The organism is Parageobacillus caldoxylosilyticus, assembly GCF_019272935.1.
Lineage (GTDB): Bacteria > Bacillota > Bacilli > Bacillales > Anoxybacillaceae > Saccharococcus > Saccharococcus caldoxylosilyticus.
Map to the genome: position 1 here is coordinate 2100749 of NZ_CP040553.1, position 18833 is coordinate 2119581.

The following is an 18833-nucleotide window of genomic DNA, read 5'->3' on the forward strand; positions in this document are numbered from 1 at the left end:
CAAGTGCCAAGTAGGAAAACGAATCCATCATCACTATCATGATTTCGAGTTTTAATAGCGAAAACGAGGAGTCTACTGATTAGTAGGCTCTATTTCTTTAAATTTTATAGAACATATGTTTGTATTTATGTTATAATAAACGTAGAGGTGATCATATGGATTATCCAGATTACTATAGAAGTGTTAGACACTCCGAGTTGTCACAATTACCAGTTGTGAACCTCTATAAGGAGCTCATCAGCGGAAAAAGAAAGGCACTTCCTTCAGGTACATGGGAAAAAGACGAAAATGTGATTATTATTGTTCGTTATGCATTAGAAGTGCATCTTGGCTTGAAAAAGGAACAAATCCCTAAGATCAACCGAGCCGTCATAAAGGAACAGAAGCTTTGGGGAGCTTTAAACCGTTTTAAATCTATTCGTAAATTAATTCAATTTGTATATCTTGGCCGATACAATGAATTTGATTTCAGTCGGGTGCCGGTTAATTACTGGAACAATATTCAAAATATACGTGATCGATTAGAATGGCATTTGCGCAGGGAAGGAATAAGGATTGCGGAGATACCGCGAAAGGTGAATTACGATTTGCTCGTTGAGTGGGGATTTTCCAACCCTTTGAAGCGACACGGCCATTCTCCATACCGCTTCATGAATGCCCTATACCCTGGCCGTTTTAAAGAAACGGATTTTAAAAAAATTCCTCAAGGTTATGCAACGAACCGCGAATTTTTAAAAGAGCAATTTATGGACATGCTTCGTCAGGAAAAGATTCGGTTTGAAGACGTGCCGAAGAAAGTGACGCTGCAAATGCTGATGAAGCATCGTTTTAGTGCGGCTTTAAAACATCACCGTAATTCGCCTCTAGAGTTTATACAATACCTTTTCCCCAATCAGTTTTCACTCGATGATTTTCGTACCAAACCAAATGGCTACTGGAAAGATATTGACAATGTGAAACGGGAGATTATGGATTTGATTAACAGGGAGAAAGTAGCCGAGCAGGATGTCCCGCGCTTTATGACGAAACAGCGGCTGGTGGAGGAAGGGTTGACAGGTTTGTTGCATGAATATCACGGTTCGCCGATTGAGATTATAGAGGCGGTGTTTCCGGGTAAGTATGATGTGACAGAGTTTCAGCGTGTGCCGAACCAACATTGGCATTCTCCGCAAAACCGGGTGCAGGCGCTGCGGACGTTTTGTGCCAAGCGGGGGATCGGCCGCGAGGAGTTGCCGCGGTTAAACCGGGCGTATTTTCGCAAGCATTTCCCGCGGTTTATCAGCATGGTCGATCGCCATTACGACAGCAAATTTTACCGTTGGATTATGGAATCCTATCCGGAATACACGTTTTCCCCCGAGGAGTTTCGCTTGCTTGTAGGCGTAGACGGACAATTGTGCGATTCAAAAGAAGAACTAGAAATCCATAACTTTTTGATTCGCGCGGTCGTTGATGGGAAAGTGGAAAGAGAAGGATGTCGTTTTGTGAACCACGAATATGACGAAGTATACATCCCTGACTGGGTGATCGAGCAAAACGACAGAAAGTGGATTGTCGAGTATTTCGGACTATATAGTTCGACGCGTCACAAGTGGTATACGGAGAAGGCAGGCCGAAAAATGCAGTTTTACCATTCGCTCGCCGATTATACGTTGATTGCGATCATGCCTGATGATTTTCGGGAAAAAGGGTTTCGCAAAATTGTGTCCCTTTTGATTAGTAATGGGATACAGCTTCATGTTCATTGCTCCCATTGTTACTGAAGGAGATGATGCAATGATCATTCTAAAACAAGGAAAATATTGGAAGGTGAAGCAGAAGCTTTGGTGAACACGGTCAATTGTGTCGATGTGCTGAGGAAAGGAATTACCTTGCAATTTATAGAAATCGCTTTCATATTGATTCATTCACACTTTGGAAAGTTCTTGTATATGTTATCTCCTATATGCCATAATTAAGTCAACAATATTTTTTGTTATCGGAGGTTTTTACCTATGAGTAGCAGTAAGAAAACGGTAAATTTCAAATATGTGTTTGCTGATGATTACAATCCTGTATATGTTAATGGGGCACATGGTGGTATATCTCCCCAAGGGGAAATTGTGATTAATTTTTATTTTGAACGTAGACCCCTCCCATACGAGGAAATTTATAAATTTGATGAAAAAGGACAGCCAACGGGTGAAATCGAGGTAAAACCGTCCAATCACAATGAAAACATTATTCGATACGTTTCAACGGGCATTGTCATGAATCTAGAATCAGCTAAAATATTCCATGAATGGCTTCGTGAACATATTATTATGTTAGAGCAAATAAGAAATGAGGGGGCGAAGTCATGATATTAAATATAACTCCCTCTTCATATGGTGGGGTAGGTGAATACTTTAACATACCTATACAAAAATCTGTTAGTATCGGCAAATTTGTCACAAAAATATATAATTCAGAAGCGGATGTAGTAAACAGATTCAAAGAATTTGGATTATTTAAAGAAAATGCGACACAAATTTATAAATCCTTAAAAATGTTGAATGCAGGTGAATATTCTGTACGAAGAATAACCCCTTTTATCCATGAAAACATGAGAAAAGCACAAAACATTGAAAAGCTGAAGATTATCAGTAAACTTGATGCAGATTGGAATGGAAACGGCGCTGCCCCTTTTTCATCTGAATTAATCGCAAAGGCTTTTGGAGTTATAAATAAAATTATTAAACAACCAAAGATATTTCCAACAGCAAGGGATAGTATTCAGCTGGAGTTTGAAAACGAAAATGGAGATTATTTAGAATTCGAACTCTTTATTGATGGAGTAAAAATATTCATTCTATATGAAGATGGACGGGAAAGCGAGAAATTCATCCCATACAATATAGAGCTGATTAACAAAAAAATTGCTGAGTTTTATGAATCCAAATATTGAACCGAGTGAAAAATTATTTAGAGCTGTATTTCCTAGTATTGTATGGGATGATGAAAACAATCGTCCATCCTCTGCCTTATTTAAGGATAAAAGGGGTGTTTCTGTAGATCGAGATGGCGGGAGAACAGTAGACTCCATTATTTCCACTTTTAAAAACAGGTTTGGCGATGATAAACTAAAAGGTGTAGTATATGTCAATGCAGGATTTTGCATGGATATAGGCACTCATTTGGTTTATTGTCCGTCTAGGAATAATAAATATCATTCTGAAATACACGATTCTCAAAGCAAAGTCCTTTTGTCGAGTGCTAAGGCAAGAAAATTGGCATTGAACTGTATAGTGGTTTATCATGTGTGAATACGCCCCGTAATAGATCGGGGCTTTTACTTTTTAACTTACTTCCCTATTTATATAATATCCGTAGCCCATTATGTTTCCACTTGCTGGTTAATGTGCAGACACATGAGGAAATAGTATGGAACATGTCTATCACCTTATCATGCAGAAAATTTCATCGTTGTCCCCTTCACAATCCCCTCCCGCCATCCGATATAAAACATAGATAGTATCCATGCAAAGGAGCGGGCGTTTATGTCGGTGGAACGGGTTTCTTCACATTCTCTATCTTCTTTCTATGAACGTATTCGCAATGAAAAGGAAACCAGTGTGATAGAATCGCAAAAACAGAACCAAGCCAGCACTTTAGAAACACCGCAGCAAGACCTCCCGAAAGAAAAACTGGAAGAAGTCGTAAAAGGCTTAAACGAATTCTTGCAGCCAAGCCATACATCCATTAAGTTTGAGCTGCATGACGAGCTGAAGGAGTATTACGTGCAAATTGTTGATGAACAGACACATGAAGTGATTCGCGAAATTCCGCCGAAAAAGCTGTTGGATATGTACGCGGCGATGATGGAATTTGTCGGTTTGATTGTCGATAAAAAAATTTAACGGTGGTGAGTGAAATTGGCAAGCAACATGCGCATTGGCGGTTTGGCAAGCGGCATGGATATCGACCAAATCGTCAGCGATTTAATGAAAGCGGAACGGATGCCGCTGGATAAGTTAAAGCAAAAGAAACAAATATTAGAATGGCAGCGCGATGATTACCGCGAGATGAACAAATTACTGCAAGATCTTGATACGCTTGTTTTCGATGGAATCTATCGTCAAAGCACTTTTATGAAAAAAACGGTGACGAGTTCGGACGAAAGTGTAGTGACCGCTGTTGCGACGAGTGTGACAGCGAACCAAACCGTCGAAATTGGAAATATTACTCAGTTGGCGTCGGCGGCACGTTGGACGTCAGCAACGATTACTACGACTAGCGGCAGCGTCGATCCAAACGCAAAGTTACAAGATGTAACGTTTACGACTGGTGGAGGAAATTTTCAATTTACCAGTCCTATTACGTTAACATTAAATGTGACAAAGCCGGGAAGCACGACAGCGGAAACGGTAGACATTTCGATTGATCCGCAAAATGACAGTTTAAATTCCATTATTACAAAGCTGAATCAAAACACGAATCTAGGAGTCAGCGTGTTTTATGATGAGTTTACGAAAAAAATGGTCATGACGAAAAATGAGACAGGAAGCGGGGCGTCTATTGAAGTCGTATCTGGCGGCGACCTGCTTAAGGCGCTTGGTTTTGCGATCGATAGCGGCACCAACATGCTTCAGCAAGACCCTGGTTCAGGGACAAACGCAAAATTTACAATTAACGGGCTAGAGACAGAACGTACGACGAACACGTTTACGATCAACGGCATGACTTATACGCTCAAAAATACAACCGCAGACAAGGTGACGATTTCTACCGCCACCGATACGGATGCGATTTTCAATTCCATTAAAGCATTCGTCGACAAATACAACGAAACCATCGACAAAATCAACGCCGAGCTGAAAGAAGAACGCTACCGCGATTATCCGCCGCTTACCGATGAACAAAAGCAAGCGATGACGGACAAGCAAATCGAGCTTTGGGAAGAAAAAGCGCGGAGCGGGATGCTGCGCGGCGATTCGATTTTGTCAAGCGGTTTAAGCAAGATGCGGATGGACCTTTATACGAAAGTAGAAGGCTCTAATATTACGAGCGGGTTTTCCCAGCTTGCGGAAATCGGCATTACTACCTCTCCTAACTATCTGGATGGCGGCAAACTCATTATTGACGAAACGAAGCTTCGCGAGAAAATTCAAGAAAATCCGGATGCGGTTTATCGCTTATTTAATAATGATAGCACCAATTACTCCGAAAAAGGCATTGCCCGCCGGTTAAGAGATACGATTAAAGATACGATCGGCAAAATCGAGCAGAAGGCGGGAAAAACGATTTGGACGAACCAGCAGTTTGCGATTGGCCGTGATTTAAATGATATAAACGACCAAATTAAACGTTTTGAAGACCATCTCAAAGAAGTCGAGGACCGCTATTGGCGACAGTTTACGGCGATGGAGGAAGCGATCCAGCGCGCCAATCAGCAAAGCATGTACTTAATGAACGCCTTTGGCGGGGGAATGCAGGGATAACGAAAAAAGCTGGATGAATGCTTGCGCTGCATAATGCCTCGCTTCTTGAAGCGTGTGATTCCATCATGACCGAAAAAGGAGTGACCGAGATGACCATGAACAATCCGTATCAAAACTATCAGATGAACGCCGTGCAGACAGCGTCGCCAGGAGAGCTGACGCTGATGCTGTATAACGGCTGCTTAAAGTTTATTAAACTGGCGCGCAAGGCAATCGAAGAAAACAATATTCCCGCAAGGAACGAAAACTTGATCAAGGTGCAAAACATTATTCGCGAGCTGATGGTGACGCTGAATATGGAATATGACGTAGCGAAGTCGATGATGACGATGTACGATTACATTTACCGCCGCCTTGTCGAGGCGAACGTGAAAAACGATGCGGCGATTTTGGATGAAGTCGAAGGGTATGTGACCGAGTTTCGCGATACGTGGAAGCAAGTAATCCAAATCAACCGGCAGCGGCAGTACGCGCAAGGCGGGCAGGCGTAATGAGAGTCGTTCGCGAGATATGGGCGGTGACAAAAGGGCTTCGGGACCTTGTCGCTATGCCGATAACAGCGGAAGCGCGCGACGAAAAGATCGCCGCCATCGAGCGGCTGCTTGCCGAGCGGGAAAAGCTCATGGCCGAGCTTCGCCCGCCGTATAGCGAGGAAGAACAGCGGCTTGGGCGGCAAATTGTTGCATGGAATCGGGAGATTGAAGAACACTTGCAGGCGATCAAGCGGCAAATTCAGCACGATTTAGCAATGATGCGTCAGAAGAAAATAGCGAATCATCATTACATCCATCCATATGAGCATTCTTTGGTAATGGACGGAATGTTTTACGATAAAAAACGATAGGTTGTGATAAGATGACTGTGTTAACGACTCCGCAAATTGAAATGGTGCAAAAATACGTGGAGCTTCTTGATACGATCGAGGAAGGGTTTGCCTATGTCGAAGAAAGCTTTGTCAATTACGAGCGGACGCAAGGGGATGTTGTGCTAGCCGATATTTTTGCGGCGTTTGCCCAGATTGGCAAGACGAACGTCCATTTATGCCAGCTGTTTGCTGAGGAAACGGACATCGTCTATCACTTGCGGCTGTTTTCCGATGTGCTGGAAGAAGCGTATCAATTAGATGGAAATCTTGGCGATACGAACATCAAGCAGCGTATTATCGAGCAGCATCTTTCCCCCGCGTTTCAAGCGTGGAAGATGACCACCACCCAGCTGTTAAAACGGTATGTGGAGCAATGAAAACACCGGGCTCCATGGCGTGGGGCCTGGTGTTTTTATTTCTTTTATTCTTTTCTTTGCCCTTTCACAAAATTTTCAAAAAAACATTTTTCCGATTCAGGCAGGGGTTTTATGGGTATTGTAGAATATAGAAACCATAGTTTAATTTAAAGGGGGATCAGCAATGATCTATAACGTTCGCGGGGAAAACATCGAAGTAACTCCGGCATTGCGTGAGTATGTAGAGAAAAAAATCGGGAAATTGGAAAGATATTTAGATCACACGGAAGATGTACATGTCCATGTGAATTTAAAAGTATATAATGATAAACAAGGAAAAATTGAAGTGACGATTCCAATGACGAATTTGTTATTGCGGGCGGAAGAACGCCATGACGATATGTATGCGGCCATTGATTTAGTTGCCGATAAATTAGAAAGACAAATCCGCAAGCATAAAACGAAAGTAAACCGCAAATTGCGCGATCGCGATAAAGAGGCAAAACAAGCAGTTGCCGCGCCTAACCATGCGGCCGCGGAGAATGAAGAAGAATTTGAAATTGTCCGCACCAAACATTTCAGCTTAAAACCAATGAACAGCGAAGAAGCGATTTTGCAAATGAACTTGCTTGGGCATAACTTCTTCATCTTTACAAATGCGGAAACAAACCGTACGAACATCGTGTATCGCCGCAAAGACGGGAAATACGGCTTAATTGAAGCGAACTGACCCCCTCCCCTGCCAACTTTTGGCAGGGGATGTTCCATCCGCTAACGACATAGTTTGATTTCATGTTTCTGTTTCCTCGGTTTCCCTGTCCGCTTTCCCCGCGTCTTAGTTGTCACCCATTCGTGTACATGATATGATGTAAATTAGTGACTCTATCGAATAAGGAGCGTTTTTCTATGCTTGGAGTATTAAAAAAGGTGTTTGATCCAAACAAACGCCAACTGAATCGTTTAGAAAAAATCGCCGATCAGGTCGATGCGCTCGGCCCGGAGATGGCAAAATTGTCGGATGAGCAGCTGCGGCAAAAAACCGAAGAGTTTAAAGCCCGCTATCAACAAGGAGAGTCGCTCGATGATCTTCTTGTTGAGGCGTTTGCCGTCGTGCGCGAAGGGGCGAAGCGCGTCCTTGGCTTATATCCATATAAAGTGCAAATCATGGGCGGCATTGTCCTCCATGAAGGAAATATCGCCGAAATGAAAACAGGGGAAGGGAAAACGCTGACGGCGACGATGCCGGTTTATTTAAACGCCTTGACAGGACGGGGCGTGCATGTGGTGACGGTCAACGAATATTTGGCGACCCGCGATGCGACGGAGATGGGCAAGCTGTACGAGTTTTTAGGATTGACCGTCGGTTTGAACTTAAGCGGCATGTCGCGCGAAGAAAAGCAGGCGGCGTATAATGCCGATATTACGTATGGAACCAACAACGAATTTGGCTTTGACTATTTGCGCGATAACATGGTGCTTTATAAAGAGCACATTGTGCAGCGGCCGCTTCACTACGCAATCATTGACGAGGTTGACTCGATTTTGATTGACGAAGCGCGGACGCCGCTGATTATTTCCGGTACGGCGAAAAAATCGACGAAGCTGTATATTCAGGCCAATGCGTTTGTGCGCACGCTGAAAAAAGATGTCGACTATACGTACGATGAAAAAACGAAAAGCGTGCAGCTGACCGAAGAAGGCATTAACAAAGCGGAAAAAGCGTTTGGCATTGATAACCTGTTCGACTTAAAGCATGTGACGCTAAATCATCATATTAACTTGGCGCTAAGAGCGCATGTCACGATGCATCGCGATGTCGATTATGTCGTCGAAGACGGAAAAGTCATTATCGTCGACCCGTTTACCGGCCGCTTAATGCATGGCCGCCGCTACAGCGACGGGCTGCATCAGGCGATCGAGGCAAAAGAAGGACTGGAAATTCAAAACGAATCGATGACGCTCGCGACGATCACGTTCCAAAACTATTTCCGCATGTACGAAAAGCTGGCGGGAATGACAGGGACGGCGAAAACGGAAGAAGAAGAATTCCGCAATATTTATAACATGCAAGTCGTCGTCATTCCGACAAACAAGCCGGTGATCCGCGAAGACCGTCCAGACTTGATTTTCCGGACGATGGAAGGCAAATTCCGCGCCGTGGTGGAAGATATCGCCCAGCGCCATGCAAAAGGGCAGCCGGTGCTCGTTGGGACGGTGGCGATTGAAACGTCGGAATTGCTTTCGAATATGTTAAAAAAACGGGGCATTCCGCATAATGTATTGAACGCGAAAAACCATGCGAAAGAAGCGGAGATCATCGCCCAAGCCGGCCAAAAAGGCGCCGTTACGATCGCAACGAACATGGCTGGACGCGGTACCGACATTAAGCTCGGTGAAGGAGTGAAAGAGCTCGGCGGGTTGGCGGTCATTGGTACGGAGCGCCATGAAAGCCGGCGGATCGATAACCAGTTGCGCGGCCGTGCCGGACGTCAAGGCGACCCGGGGGTATCGCAATTTTATCTGTCGCTTGAAGACGAACTTATGCGCCGCTTTGGTTCGGAAAGCTTAATGGCGATGATGGACCGCTTAGGCATGGATGACTCGCAGCCGATCCAAAGCAAAATGGTGACCAAAGCGGTGGAATCGGCGCAAAAACGGGTCGAAGGCAACAACTTCGATGCGCGCAAACAGCTGCTTCAATATGATGATGTATTGCGCGAGCAGCGCGAAATTATTTATCGCCAGCGTTATGAAGTGCTCGATTCCGACAACCTCCGCGGCATTATCGAAAAAATGATTCAGTCGGTCATTGAGCGCGTGGTGAACACGCATACGCCGAAAGAGGAACTTCCGGAAGAGTGGAACTTAAAAGGAATTATCGATTACGTGAACGCAAACTTGTTGCCGGAAGGCGATGTGACCGTTAACGATCTGCGCGGAAAAGAGCCGGAAGAAATGATCGAGCTCATTTGGGAAAAGGTCAAAGCGCGCTATGATGAAAAAGAGCAGCAAATTCCGCCGGAACACATGCGCGAATTTGAACGCGTCATCGTCCTTCGCGCCGTCGATATGAAATGGATGGATCATATCGATGCGATGGAGCAGCTGCGCCAGGGCATCCATTTGCGCGCGTACGGACAAATCGATCCGCTTCGCGAATATCAAATGGAAGGATATGTGATGTTTGAAAACATGATCGCTTCCATTGAAGAAGAAGTGGCAAGATATATTATGAAAGCGGAAATCCATAGCAATCTCGAACGCCAGGAAGTGGCGAAAGGCGAAGCGGTTCATCCAAAAGAGGGAGAAGGAGAAACGAAGCGCAAACCGTACCGCAAGGCGGTGCATATCGGCCGCAACGACCCTTGCATTTGCGGCAGCGGTAAGAAGTATAAGCATTGCTGCGGGAAAAACGCATAATTGAAATGGCAAAGTGGGGGGATTTCCTCTCACTTTGTTTTGCGAGAAAACGGGGCATGACCCCATTGGCGAAGATGAAAAATTTCAGTACAATAAAGTAACGAGGTGAAGGCATCATGATTGATTTAATTGAAATTAAACACGAACTGGAAAAAATGGCTAAGCGATTAGCGGAAATAAGGGGGTCTCTTTGACCTCGAAGCAAAGCAGGCGCGCATTCGTGAGCTAGAAGAACAAATGGCCGCGCCAAACTTTTGGGACGATCAAAAAGCAGCGCAAACGGTGATTGCGGAGGCCAATGCGCTGAAAGACTTAGTGAGCGAATTTGAAACATTGCAAGAGCGCTTTGAAAACTTAGAAGTGACGTACGAATTAATCAAAGAAGAGCCGGATGAAGATTTGCAGGAGGAGCTGATCGCGGAAGCGAAAAAATTGACGAAAGACTTTAGCGAATTTGAACTTCAGCTCTTATTAAACGAGCCGTATGATAAAAACAATGCGATTTTAGAGCTCCATCCGGGCGCAGGCGGTACGGAATCGCAAGACTGGGCTTCGATGCTGCTGAGAATGTATACGCGCTGGGCGGAGAAAAAAGGGTTTAAAGTCGAAACGCTGGACTACTTGCCTGGGGAAGAAGCAGGCATTAAAAGCGTCACGCTTTTAATTAAAGGGCATAACGCCTACGGCTATTTAAAAGCGGAAAAAGGCGTGCACCGGCTCGTGCGGATTTCGCCGTTTGACGCGTCGGGGCGCCGCCACACGTCGTTCGTTTCTTGTGAAGTCATGCCGGAGTTGGATGATGATATTGAAATTGAAATCCGCCCGGAAGAGATTAAAGTCGACACGTACCGCTCCAGCGGCGCCGGAGGGCAGCACGTCAATACGACCGATTCGGCGGTGCGCATCACCCACCTTCCGACCGGTATTGTCGTGACATGTCAATCGGAGCGCTCGCAGATTAAAAACCGCGAAAAAGCGATGAACATGCTAAAAGCGAAGCTTTATCAGAAGAAACTCGAAGAACAGCAAGCCGAGCTTGCCGAAATTCGCGGCGAACAAAAAGAAATCGGCTGGGGGAACCAAATTCGTTCGTATGTGTTCCATCCTTACTCGCTGGTCAAAGACCATCGCACCAACGTCGAGGTCGGAAACGTGCAAGCGGTGATGGATGGCGAGATCGATATCTTTATTGATGCGTATTTGCGTTCGAAACTAAAATAAGATAAAAAGGCATCTATTATCGCTCGTTCGATAGTAGATGCCTTTTTTTTGTGCAAACTAACTTTACTGCGTTACTGCTTTATTTCGCTGTCATTTACTTGCAGGAATGGTCGTGCTATACTCTCATGGGAGGTTTGGCGAATGGGAAGAAGAAATCGGTCTAGACATCCAAAAATAGAACTTGTCATGGAATATGTGTACATATTGATTGGCTCTGCCATCGTCGCGGTAGCGTTCAACGTCTTTTTATTGCCAAACCGCGTCGCTTCTGGCGGGGTAAGCGGCATTAGCACGATCATGTATGCGCTGTTTGGCTGGCAGCCGGCGTATGTCCAGTGGGCGCTCAACATTCCGTTATTTATTGCCGGCGTCGTGCTGCTGGGCCGGCAGTTTGGCATCAAAACGCTTGTCGGAACGGTGTTTTTGCCATTTGTCGTGTATGTAACGAAAGGAATTGAACCAGCCACTCATAACCCGTTATTGGGCGCGCTGTTTGGCGGCATTGGCGTTGGCCTTGGTCTTGGCATTGTCTTTCGCGGCCGGGCATCGACAGGCGGAACGGATTTAGCGGCGCAAATTATCCATAAATATACAGGGCTGTCGCTTGGAATGTGCGTCATTTTGATTGATGGGCTGATCGTTTTAACGGCGGCGTTTGTGTTTGATATTGAACGGGCGCTTTATGCGCTCATCGGTCTTTATGTGACAAGCAAAACGATCGATTTGGTCCAAGTCGGCCTCGGCTATTCAAAAATGGCGCTGATTATTACGAACGAGGAAGAAAAGGTGCGCCAGGCGATTTTACATGAAATTGACCGCGGGGTGACAAAGCTGCCGGCCTATGGAGGCTATACGGATCACGAGCGCCCGATGCTGATGTGCGTCGTGCAGCAATCGGAGTTCACAAAATTGAAACAATTGGTCAAAAGCATTGATCCATCAGCGTTTGTCGTGGTGACGAATGCGTCGGAAGTACTCGGCGAGGGATTTAGGCGTACATAATTTTTGGTGAAATCGGTTATAATAAACATGCATTATTTTTAATAGGGGGAGTTCATCAATGAAATGGAAACTTGCTACTGTATTTCTTGGCGCTTCGTTAGCGCTCGCGGCCTGTGGCGGCAACAACAATGCAACGGATAACAACAATGGCAATAATGGTGGAGGGGATACTGCCGCAGCAGCAGAGCAAATTTTCCAACAAAACTGCTCTTCTTGTCACGGAAAAGATTTATCAGGCGGCGTCGGTCCAAACTTGCAAAAAGTCGGAAGCAAATATTCGAAAGATGAGATTAAAAAGATTATTGAAAATGGACGCGGGGGCATGCCAGCCGGTGTGATTAAAGGCGAAGATGCAGACAAAGTCGCACAATGGCTTGCGTCCAAAAAATAATGACCAAAGTCCGGTTCCCTGTCGGGGCCGGGCTTTAGTTTGTGTAATGTATTTGAAATATAAATGTAAAATTACAGCTTTCGAAATAATGTTATAATAAACCTTGCAGAATTTTGTATAATATGTTCGAATTGGCACGAAACACCTCGAGGCATGGCAACAAAGACAATGAGACTAGGTGATTAAAAATGATTGAAATGCAGAATGTATATAAAACATATCCGAATGGGGTAGTAGCCCTAAATGACGTTAGTGTCCGCATAAAACAGGGGGAATTTGTCTATGTCGTTGGACCTAGCGGCGCAGGAAAATCAACGTTTATCAAAATGATGTACCGCGAAGAAAAACCGACAAGCGGCACGATTATGGTCCATGGGGTTAATCTGGAAAAATTAAAAGACAGCAAAGTTCCATTATTGCGCCGGAACATTGGCGTCGTATTCCAGGACTTCAAATTGCTTCCTAAGCTAACGGTATATGAAAATGTAGCGTTCGCTTTGGAAGTAATTGAGGAGTCGCCGAAAGTGATCCGCCAAAAAGTGATGGAAGTACTGGAATTAGTCGGCTTAAAGCATAAAGTCCGCTCCTATCCAAGCGAGCTTTCCGGCGGGGAGCAGCAGCGCGTTTCCATCGCACGCTCGATTGTCAACTCGCCGAAAATTGTCATTGCCGATGAGCCAACTGGGAATTTAGACCCAGAAACATCATGGGGGATTATGGAACTATTCGAGAAAATTAACAGCCGCGGCACGACGATCGTTATGGCGACGCACAATCGCGAAATTGTGAATACGATTCGCCGACGTGTTATCGCGATGGAAAATGGAAAAATTGTCCGTGACGAGGCGAAAGGGGAATACGGCTATGAGGCTTAGTACCCTGCAGCGCCATATGCGCGAGAGTGTGAAAAGCCTTGGCCGCAATGGCTGGATGACGTTTGCTTCCATCAGTGCGGTGACGGTCACATTATTGCTAGTCGGCGTGTTTTTAGTAGTCATGTTTAACATGAATCATTTTGCGAAAAAAATCGAAAACGATGTCGAAATCCGCGTTCATATTGATGTCACGGCGAACAATCAAGATAAACAAGCGCTTCGCGCGCAGATCGAGAAGATTCCTCAAGTGAAGGAAATCCGTTATTCCTCGAAGGACGAAGAACTGAAACGATTAATTAAAAGCTTCGGTGAGGAAGGATCCTCATTCCGTTTGTTTGAGCAGGACAATCCGTTAAGCGACGTATATGTAGTGAAAACGGCAAATCCGGTCGATACGATCAAAGCAGCGAAGAAAATTGAAAAATTTCCGTTTGTCCATAAAGTGAATTACGGCCAAGGCCAAGTGGAAAAATTATTCAGCACGTTGAAGATAGCGCGCAATATTGGGCTTGTGCTGATCATCGGCCTGTTGTTTACCGCGATGTTTCTCATTTCCAATACCATTAAAATCACGATTTTTGCGCGGCGGCGCGAGATTGAGATTATGAGATTAGTAGGAGCGACGAACGGGTTTATCCGCTGGCCATTCTTTTTGGAAGGGCTATGGCTTGGGGTCATCGGTGCGATTTTTCCGATCGCTGCCGTTTCTGTCGTTTATTATAATATTTACAAATTTTTTGAGCCGAAAATTACGATTCCATTTTTCGAGCTTCTTCCGTTTAACCCGTTTATGTGGCAGATTAGTTTGCTTTTATTGCTTATTGGGGCATGCATCGGCGTTTGGGGAAGCATGATGTCGGTCCGCAAGTTTTTGAAAATCTAATAGAAAAAAAGATTTATGGGAGAGGGGAATGAATTAATGAAAAACAAGAAAGTGCTGGCGCTTGTTGCGGCAACGGCGCTGAGTTTCAGTGCTTTTCCGCATTTTGCAGGTGCGGTAAGCGATCGCGCTATTCAAGAAAAACGGAATGAGATCTACGACATTCGTGCAAAGCAGTCTACCGTTCAAGAAAAAATCAATCATGCCGATCAAGCAATTAAAAAACTGCAATCCCAACAAAAAGAGCTTTCCGAAGAAATTAAAAAGCTGGATTTAGCGGTCGAAGAAACGAGCGGGAAAATCCGCAATGTAACAGCGGATATTGACCAAACGGAACAAGATATCGAGCAGTTGAAAAAGGAGATTGCCGAAGTACAAGCGCGTATTGAAAAACGAAATGAGATTTTAAAAGAACGCGTCCGCTCTTTGCAGGAAAGCGGCGGAGTGATCAGCTATTTAGAAGTGTTGCTTGGATCGCAAAGCTTCAGCGACTTTATTGACCGCATGAGCGCGGTGACGACGCTTTTCGAAGCCGATAAGCAAATTATTCGCGAACAGCAGGCGGATAAAGCGTTAAAAGAGAAAAAAGAGAACGAACTTACGGAAAAACGGAATCGTCTGCAAAAAAATTTAGAAGAACTAAAACAGCTGCAACAACAATTAAATAAACAGATGGATGAGAAAAACCGCTTAATGGCTAATTTGAAGCAAAAAGAAGAAGAACATCATAGTCACAAAATGGCGCTCAAAGAAGAACAGGAATTGTTGAAAAAGCAGGAAGCAGCCGTAAAAATGCAGCTCCAGCAGCTGGAGGAGCAAAAACGTGCTGAAGAAGAAGCGAGACGAAGAGCAGCCGTTCAGCCAAAACATACATCTCAGCCACAACGTACATATTCTGCTCCTGCATCTGTCAGAAGCACGCATGATGATGGCGGCGATTCCGCTAGTTCGAACGTCCCGCCAGCTACAAGCGGTGCGTTTATGAGACCGGCAAACGGTCCGATTACATCCGGATTCGGCTATCGTAGTTTTGATCACGAGTTCCATCCGGGAATCGATATTGGTAAAACTGCTCCTGTTGTTCCTGTGGTGGCAGCGGCAGACGGATATGTGTTCCGTTCCTATTTCTCTAGCAGCTACGGAAATGTGATTTTCATTACGCATGTCATCAACGGCCAAGTATACACAACGGTATATGCGCACCTCGACGCACGCCTCGTCGGTGAAGGGCAACGTGTTCATAAAGGACAAGTCATCGGCTATATGGGCAATACTGGTGAGTCGACAGGACCGCACCTTCACTTCGAACTGCATCGTGGACAATGGAATCCGGCAAAATCCAATGCGGTCAATCCGCTTAATTATATTAATTAATGGTTATACGCCGAGCAGTGAAACACTGCTCGGTTTTTTTGTTGACAGTAAATACATCACTATTTTATAATTATCTTGAATTCGAGAATTATTAAATAGAGATAAAAAAGAAAGGGGTATGTGATATGATGGCAAGTATCGGATTATTATTAATCCGTTTCGTTTTCGGACTTACATTTGCAGGGCATGGTGCGCAAAAGTTGTTTGGCTGGTTTGGCGGACATGGGCTGCAAGGAACGGCAGGCTGGATGGAATCCATCGGATTAAAACCAGGAAAGGCGATGGCGTTTGCGGCAGGGGCAAGCGAACTAGTCGGCGGTATTTTATTTGCCCTTGGTTTATGGACTCCGCTTGCTGCTTTATTCATGGTTGTGCCGATGATGGTGGCTATTGTCAAAGTGCATGGTCCAAACGGATATTGGATGACCCAAAATGGCTATGAGTATAATCTTGCCATTATTGCGGTGGCTATTGGCGTTGCGCTGATCGGTCCAGGACAATATGCGCTAGATGCCATCCTTTTCGGTAAATGATCCATGAAAGGAGAGATGGCTGAATGATCAAGGTTTATCCTGCCGAATCCCGTTATCATGCCGATTACGGGTGGCTAAAAACGTATCATAGCTTTTCTTTTGGTGAATATTACGATCCAAACAATATTCAGTTTGGGCCATTGCGTGTCTTAAATGACGATTTTGTAGCGCCGCTGCGCGGATTTGGTGCGCACCCTCATCAGGAAATGGAAATTGTTTCGATTGTACTGAAAGGACATTTGAAACATGAAGACAGCGCAGGACATACTGCGACGACAACGTTTGGCGGCGTGCAGCGGATGTCGGCGGGCACGGGCATTATTCATTCGGAAGTGAATCCGTCGGCAACAGAAGAGGTGAACTTTTTGCAGCTTTGGTTTTTGCCGGAGGTAAACGGGTTAACCCCTTCTTATGAGCGGACGACATTTGATGTGACGAAAATGAAAAACGCGCTGCTTCCGATTGTGGCAAACCGCCCTTCTTCACGGGAAATTGCCCATATCCATCAAGATTTAACGATTTACCTTTCTGACTTGGAAGCAGGAAAAGAGATTACATTTACACAGCCGGAAGGGAGAAGAATTTTTCTATTTGTCATTGAAGGCGAGCTGACATTGAACGGGGAAACAACATTGCATCGGCGCGATTCCGCACGCATTACCGAAACTCCTACCCTTGGCATCGCGTCCAAGCAAGGAACGCGTTTTATGCTGATTGATTTGCCGTGATTCAACAGGCATCACCTGCCATTTGGCGGGTGGTGCCTGTTTTTCTGCACCCATATGAGTTGAGAAAATGACGGTGAGCGTGTAAACTAGTAGCAGAGAACGCAAATATAATCATACTAGGTACAAGCCTGTCATATGATGAAAATAAAAGGCATCGCACGGCCTACTGTGTGGTGCCTTTCCTGTATGGCATAGGGTGAGGAGGAGACAATGTGAAGAAACAAACAACGGCAATATTAATGGTTTTATCAATGCTGGTTGGTGCTGGCGGAACATACGCGGGGATGCAGCTTGCCCAGCCGGATGCGAAAAGCGATGTTTCTCTCGTGATTCCTAATAAAGAAACAGCGTCTGCAAGCGACGAAGAGATGAAAAAAGTGCAGCAAGCGTATGAGCTCATTAAAAGCCGCTACGTTGAAAAAGTCGATGGCGATAAATTAATTGAAGGCGCGATTCAAGGAATGATTAGCACCCTAAACGACCCGTATTCCGTCTATATGGACGAAGAAACAAGCCAGCAATTTACGCAGTCGCTTGACTCTTCGTTTGAAGGAATCGGCGCCGAAGTCAGCATGATTGATGGAAAAGTGACGATTGTCGCACCGATTAAAAACTCGCCAGCGGAAAAGGCAGGATTAAAGCCAAATGATCAAATTTTAAAAGTAAATGGAGAAAGTTTAGAGGGGCTTGATTTATATGAAGCCGTGCTGAAAATCCGCGGCAAAAAAGGAACGACCGTACAATTGGATATTCTTCGTCCCGGCGTAAAAGAAGTGATTAAAGTGAAAGTGGTCCGCGACGAAATTCCGATTGAAACGGTGTATGATTCTGTCGAAGCGTATAACGGCAAAAAAGTCGGCTATTTGGAAGTAACGTCGTTCTCCGAAAATACGGCGCAAGATTTTAAAAAGAAATTGGCGAAATTAGAAGCAGAGCATATTGATGGATTAATTATTGATGTGCGCGGCAATCCGGGCGGCTATTTGCAAAGCGTGGAGGAAATTTTAAAACAATTCATCCCGAAAGATAAACCATATGTGCAAATTGAAGAACGCGATGGCGATAAGCAGCGTTTTTATTCCGATTTAACCAAGAAAAAACCGTATCCTATCGCTGTGTTAATTGATAAAGGCAGCGCCTCCGCCTCGGAAATTTTAGCCGGCGCCATGAAAGAAGCGGGAGGATATAAGCTCGTCGGCGAAACATCGTTCGGGAAAGGAACGGTGCAGCAGGCGATTCCAATGGGCGATGGCAGCAACATTAAATTAACGCTGTATAAATGGCTGACGCCAGATGGCCACTGGATTCATAAAAAAGGAATTAAGCCGGATGTTGAAGTCAAGCAGCCAGATTATTTCCATGTCAGTCCGCTTCATATTGAAAAAACGCTGGCGTTTGATATGAACAATGAGCAAATCAAAAATGCCCAGCAAATGTTAAAAGGGCTTGGCTTTGATCCAGGCCGCACGGACGGGTATTTCAGCAAAAAAACAGAGGCGGCAGTCAAAGCGTTCCAAAAAGCGAATAAACTTCCACAAACCGGAAAAATCGATAAAAACACCGCCGAAGTGCTGCAAGCCAAAGTAATGGATGCCATCCGCAACAAAGATCATGATGTACAATTAAAAACGGCGATGAAAGTGTTATTTCAATAAAACAAAGCGGGCAACGCCAAGGGCGCTGCCCGCTTTGTTTTGCATGAAACATCATATAAAATCCCGTACCAGGC

Annotated in this window: 20 protein-coding genes; all 20 read left to right on the forward strand. The window is 45.0% G+C overall.

Features of this window, described 5'->3' with window-relative positions; genetic code table 11:
* Window positions 1-155: 155 nt before the first annotated feature.
* The 20 genes from BV455_RS10620 (at window position 156) to BV455_RS10715 (ending at window position 18759) form a co-directional block, all read left to right on the forward strand.
* Window positions 156-1763, forward strand: coding sequence for a DUF4046 domain-containing protein (locus BV455_RS10620; protein ID WP_218687184.1), 1608 nt, complete (start codon window positions 156-158; stop codon window positions 1761-1763).
* 231 nt (window positions 1764-1994) lie between these two features.
* The gene (locus BV455_RS10625; RefSeq protein ID WP_061578818.1) at window positions 1995-2342 is read left to right on the forward strand and encodes a hypothetical protein; all 348 of its coding nucleotides are present in this window, start codon (window positions 1995-1997) and stop codon (window positions 2340-2342) included.
* A complete protein-coding gene (locus BV455_RS10630) occupies window positions 2339-2926 on the forward strand; it encodes a hypothetical protein (RefSeq protein ID WP_061578817.1) in 588 nt (195 codons plus the stop codon). Before BV455_RS10625 ends, BV455_RS10630 begins: the two co-directional genes overlap by 4 nt.
* Window positions 2910-3284 carry a hypothetical protein gene (locus tag BV455_RS10635; RefSeq protein WP_061578816.1) on the forward strand — a complete coding sequence of 125 codons (375 nt, stop codon included), beginning with the start codon at window positions 2910-2912 and terminating at the stop codon, window positions 3282-3284. The genes BV455_RS10630 and BV455_RS10635 overlap by 17 nt, the downstream gene beginning before the upstream one ends.
* A gap of 234 nt (window positions 3285-3518) precedes the next feature.
* On the forward strand, window positions 3519-3878 hold the full coding sequence (flaG, locus tag BV455_RS10640) for a flagellar protein FlaG (protein WP_218687185.1): 360 nt from the start codon (window positions 3519-3521) through the stop codon (window positions 3876-3878).
* A 15-nt stretch (window positions 3879-3893) separates the two neighbouring features.
* Window positions 3894-5459, forward strand: coding sequence for a flagellar hook-associated protein 2 (locus BV455_RS10645; protein WP_218687186.1), 1566 nt, complete (start codon window positions 3894-3896; stop codon window positions 5457-5459).
* Between the two features lie 89 nt (window positions 5460-5548).
* Window positions 5549-5950, forward strand: coding sequence for a flagellar export chaperone FliS (fliS, locus tag BV455_RS10650; RefSeq protein WP_218687187.1), 402 nt, complete (start codon window positions 5549-5551; stop codon window positions 5948-5950).
* On the forward strand, window positions 5950-6303 hold the full coding sequence (locus BV455_RS10655) for a flagellar protein FliT (protein WP_218687188.1): 354 nt from the start codon (window positions 5950-5952) through the stop codon (window positions 6301-6303). Before fliS ends, BV455_RS10655 begins: the two co-directional genes overlap by 1 nt.
* 11 nt (window positions 6304-6314) lie before the next feature.
* Window positions 6315-6701: a DUF8042 domain-containing protein gene (locus tag BV455_RS10660; protein WP_218687189.1), complete on the forward strand. Its 387-nt coding sequence runs from the start codon at window positions 6315-6317 to the stop codon at window positions 6699-6701.
* Between the two features lie 163 nt (window positions 6702-6864).
* Window positions 6865-7410: a ribosome hibernation-promoting factor, HPF/YfiA family gene (gene hpf, locus BV455_RS10665; protein ID WP_218687190.1), complete on the forward strand. Its 546-nt coding sequence runs from the start codon at window positions 6865-6867 to the stop codon at window positions 7408-7410.
* Window positions 7411-7586: 176 nt separating this feature from the next.
* Window positions 7587-10100, forward strand: a complete 2514-nt coding sequence (gene secA / locus BV455_RS10670) for a preprotein translocase subunit SecA (protein WP_017435665.1) — start codon at window positions 7587-7589, stop codon at window positions 10098-10100.
* 119 nt (window positions 10101-10219) lie between these two features.
* A protein-coding gene (gene prfB, locus BV455_RS10675) for a peptide chain release factor 2 (protein WP_143420805.1) occupies window positions 10220-11321 on the forward strand; the annotation gives its coding sequence in 2 pieces (ribosomal slippage) (window positions 10220-10291 and window positions 10293-11321; 1101 coding nt in all).
* 141 nt (window positions 11322-11462) lie between these two features.
* Window positions 11463-12323: a YitT family protein gene (locus BV455_RS10680; RefSeq protein ID WP_061578811.1), complete on the forward strand. Its 861-nt coding sequence runs from the start codon at window positions 11463-11465 to the stop codon at window positions 12321-12323.
* A gap of 58 nt (window positions 12324-12381) precedes the next feature.
* Complete coding sequence (cccB, locus tag BV455_RS10685; RefSeq protein WP_017435669.1) at window positions 12382-12714, forward strand: cytochrome c551; 333 nt, start codon at window positions 12382-12384, stop codon at window positions 12712-12714.
* A 188-nt stretch (window positions 12715-12902) separates the two neighbouring features.
* Window positions 12903-13589 (forward strand): cell division ATP-binding protein FtsE, encoded by a 687-nt coding sequence (ftsE, locus tag BV455_RS10690; RefSeq protein WP_017435670.1) that lies wholly within the window; start codon window positions 12903-12905, stop codon window positions 13587-13589.
* Complete coding sequence (ftsX, locus tag BV455_RS10695; RefSeq protein WP_017435671.1) at window positions 13579-14472, forward strand: permease-like cell division protein FtsX; 894 nt, start codon at window positions 13579-13581, stop codon at window positions 14470-14472. Before ftsE ends, ftsX begins: the two co-directional genes overlap by 11 nt.
* Before the next feature lie 36 nt (window positions 14473-14508).
* A complete protein-coding gene (locus BV455_RS10700) occupies window positions 14509-15843 on the forward strand; it encodes a murein hydrolase activator EnvC family protein (RefSeq protein ID WP_218687191.1) in 1335 nt (444 codons plus the stop codon).
* A gap of 128 nt (window positions 15844-15971) precedes the next feature.
* Window positions 15972-16376, forward strand: coding sequence for a DoxX family protein (locus BV455_RS10705; RefSeq protein WP_026078501.1), 405 nt, complete (start codon window positions 15972-15974; stop codon window positions 16374-16376).
* A 23-nt stretch (window positions 16377-16399) separates the two neighbouring features.
* The gene (locus BV455_RS10710; protein ID WP_017435674.1) at window positions 16400-17104 is read left to right on the forward strand and encodes a pirin family protein; all 705 of its coding nucleotides are present in this window, start codon (window positions 16400-16402) and stop codon (window positions 17102-17104) included.
* 212 nt (window positions 17105-17316) lie between these two features.
* Window positions 17317-18759, forward strand: a complete 1443-nt coding sequence (locus BV455_RS10715) for a S41 family peptidase (protein WP_218687192.1) — start codon at window positions 17317-17319, stop codon at window positions 18757-18759.
* Window positions 18760-18833 lie beyond the last annotated feature (74 nt).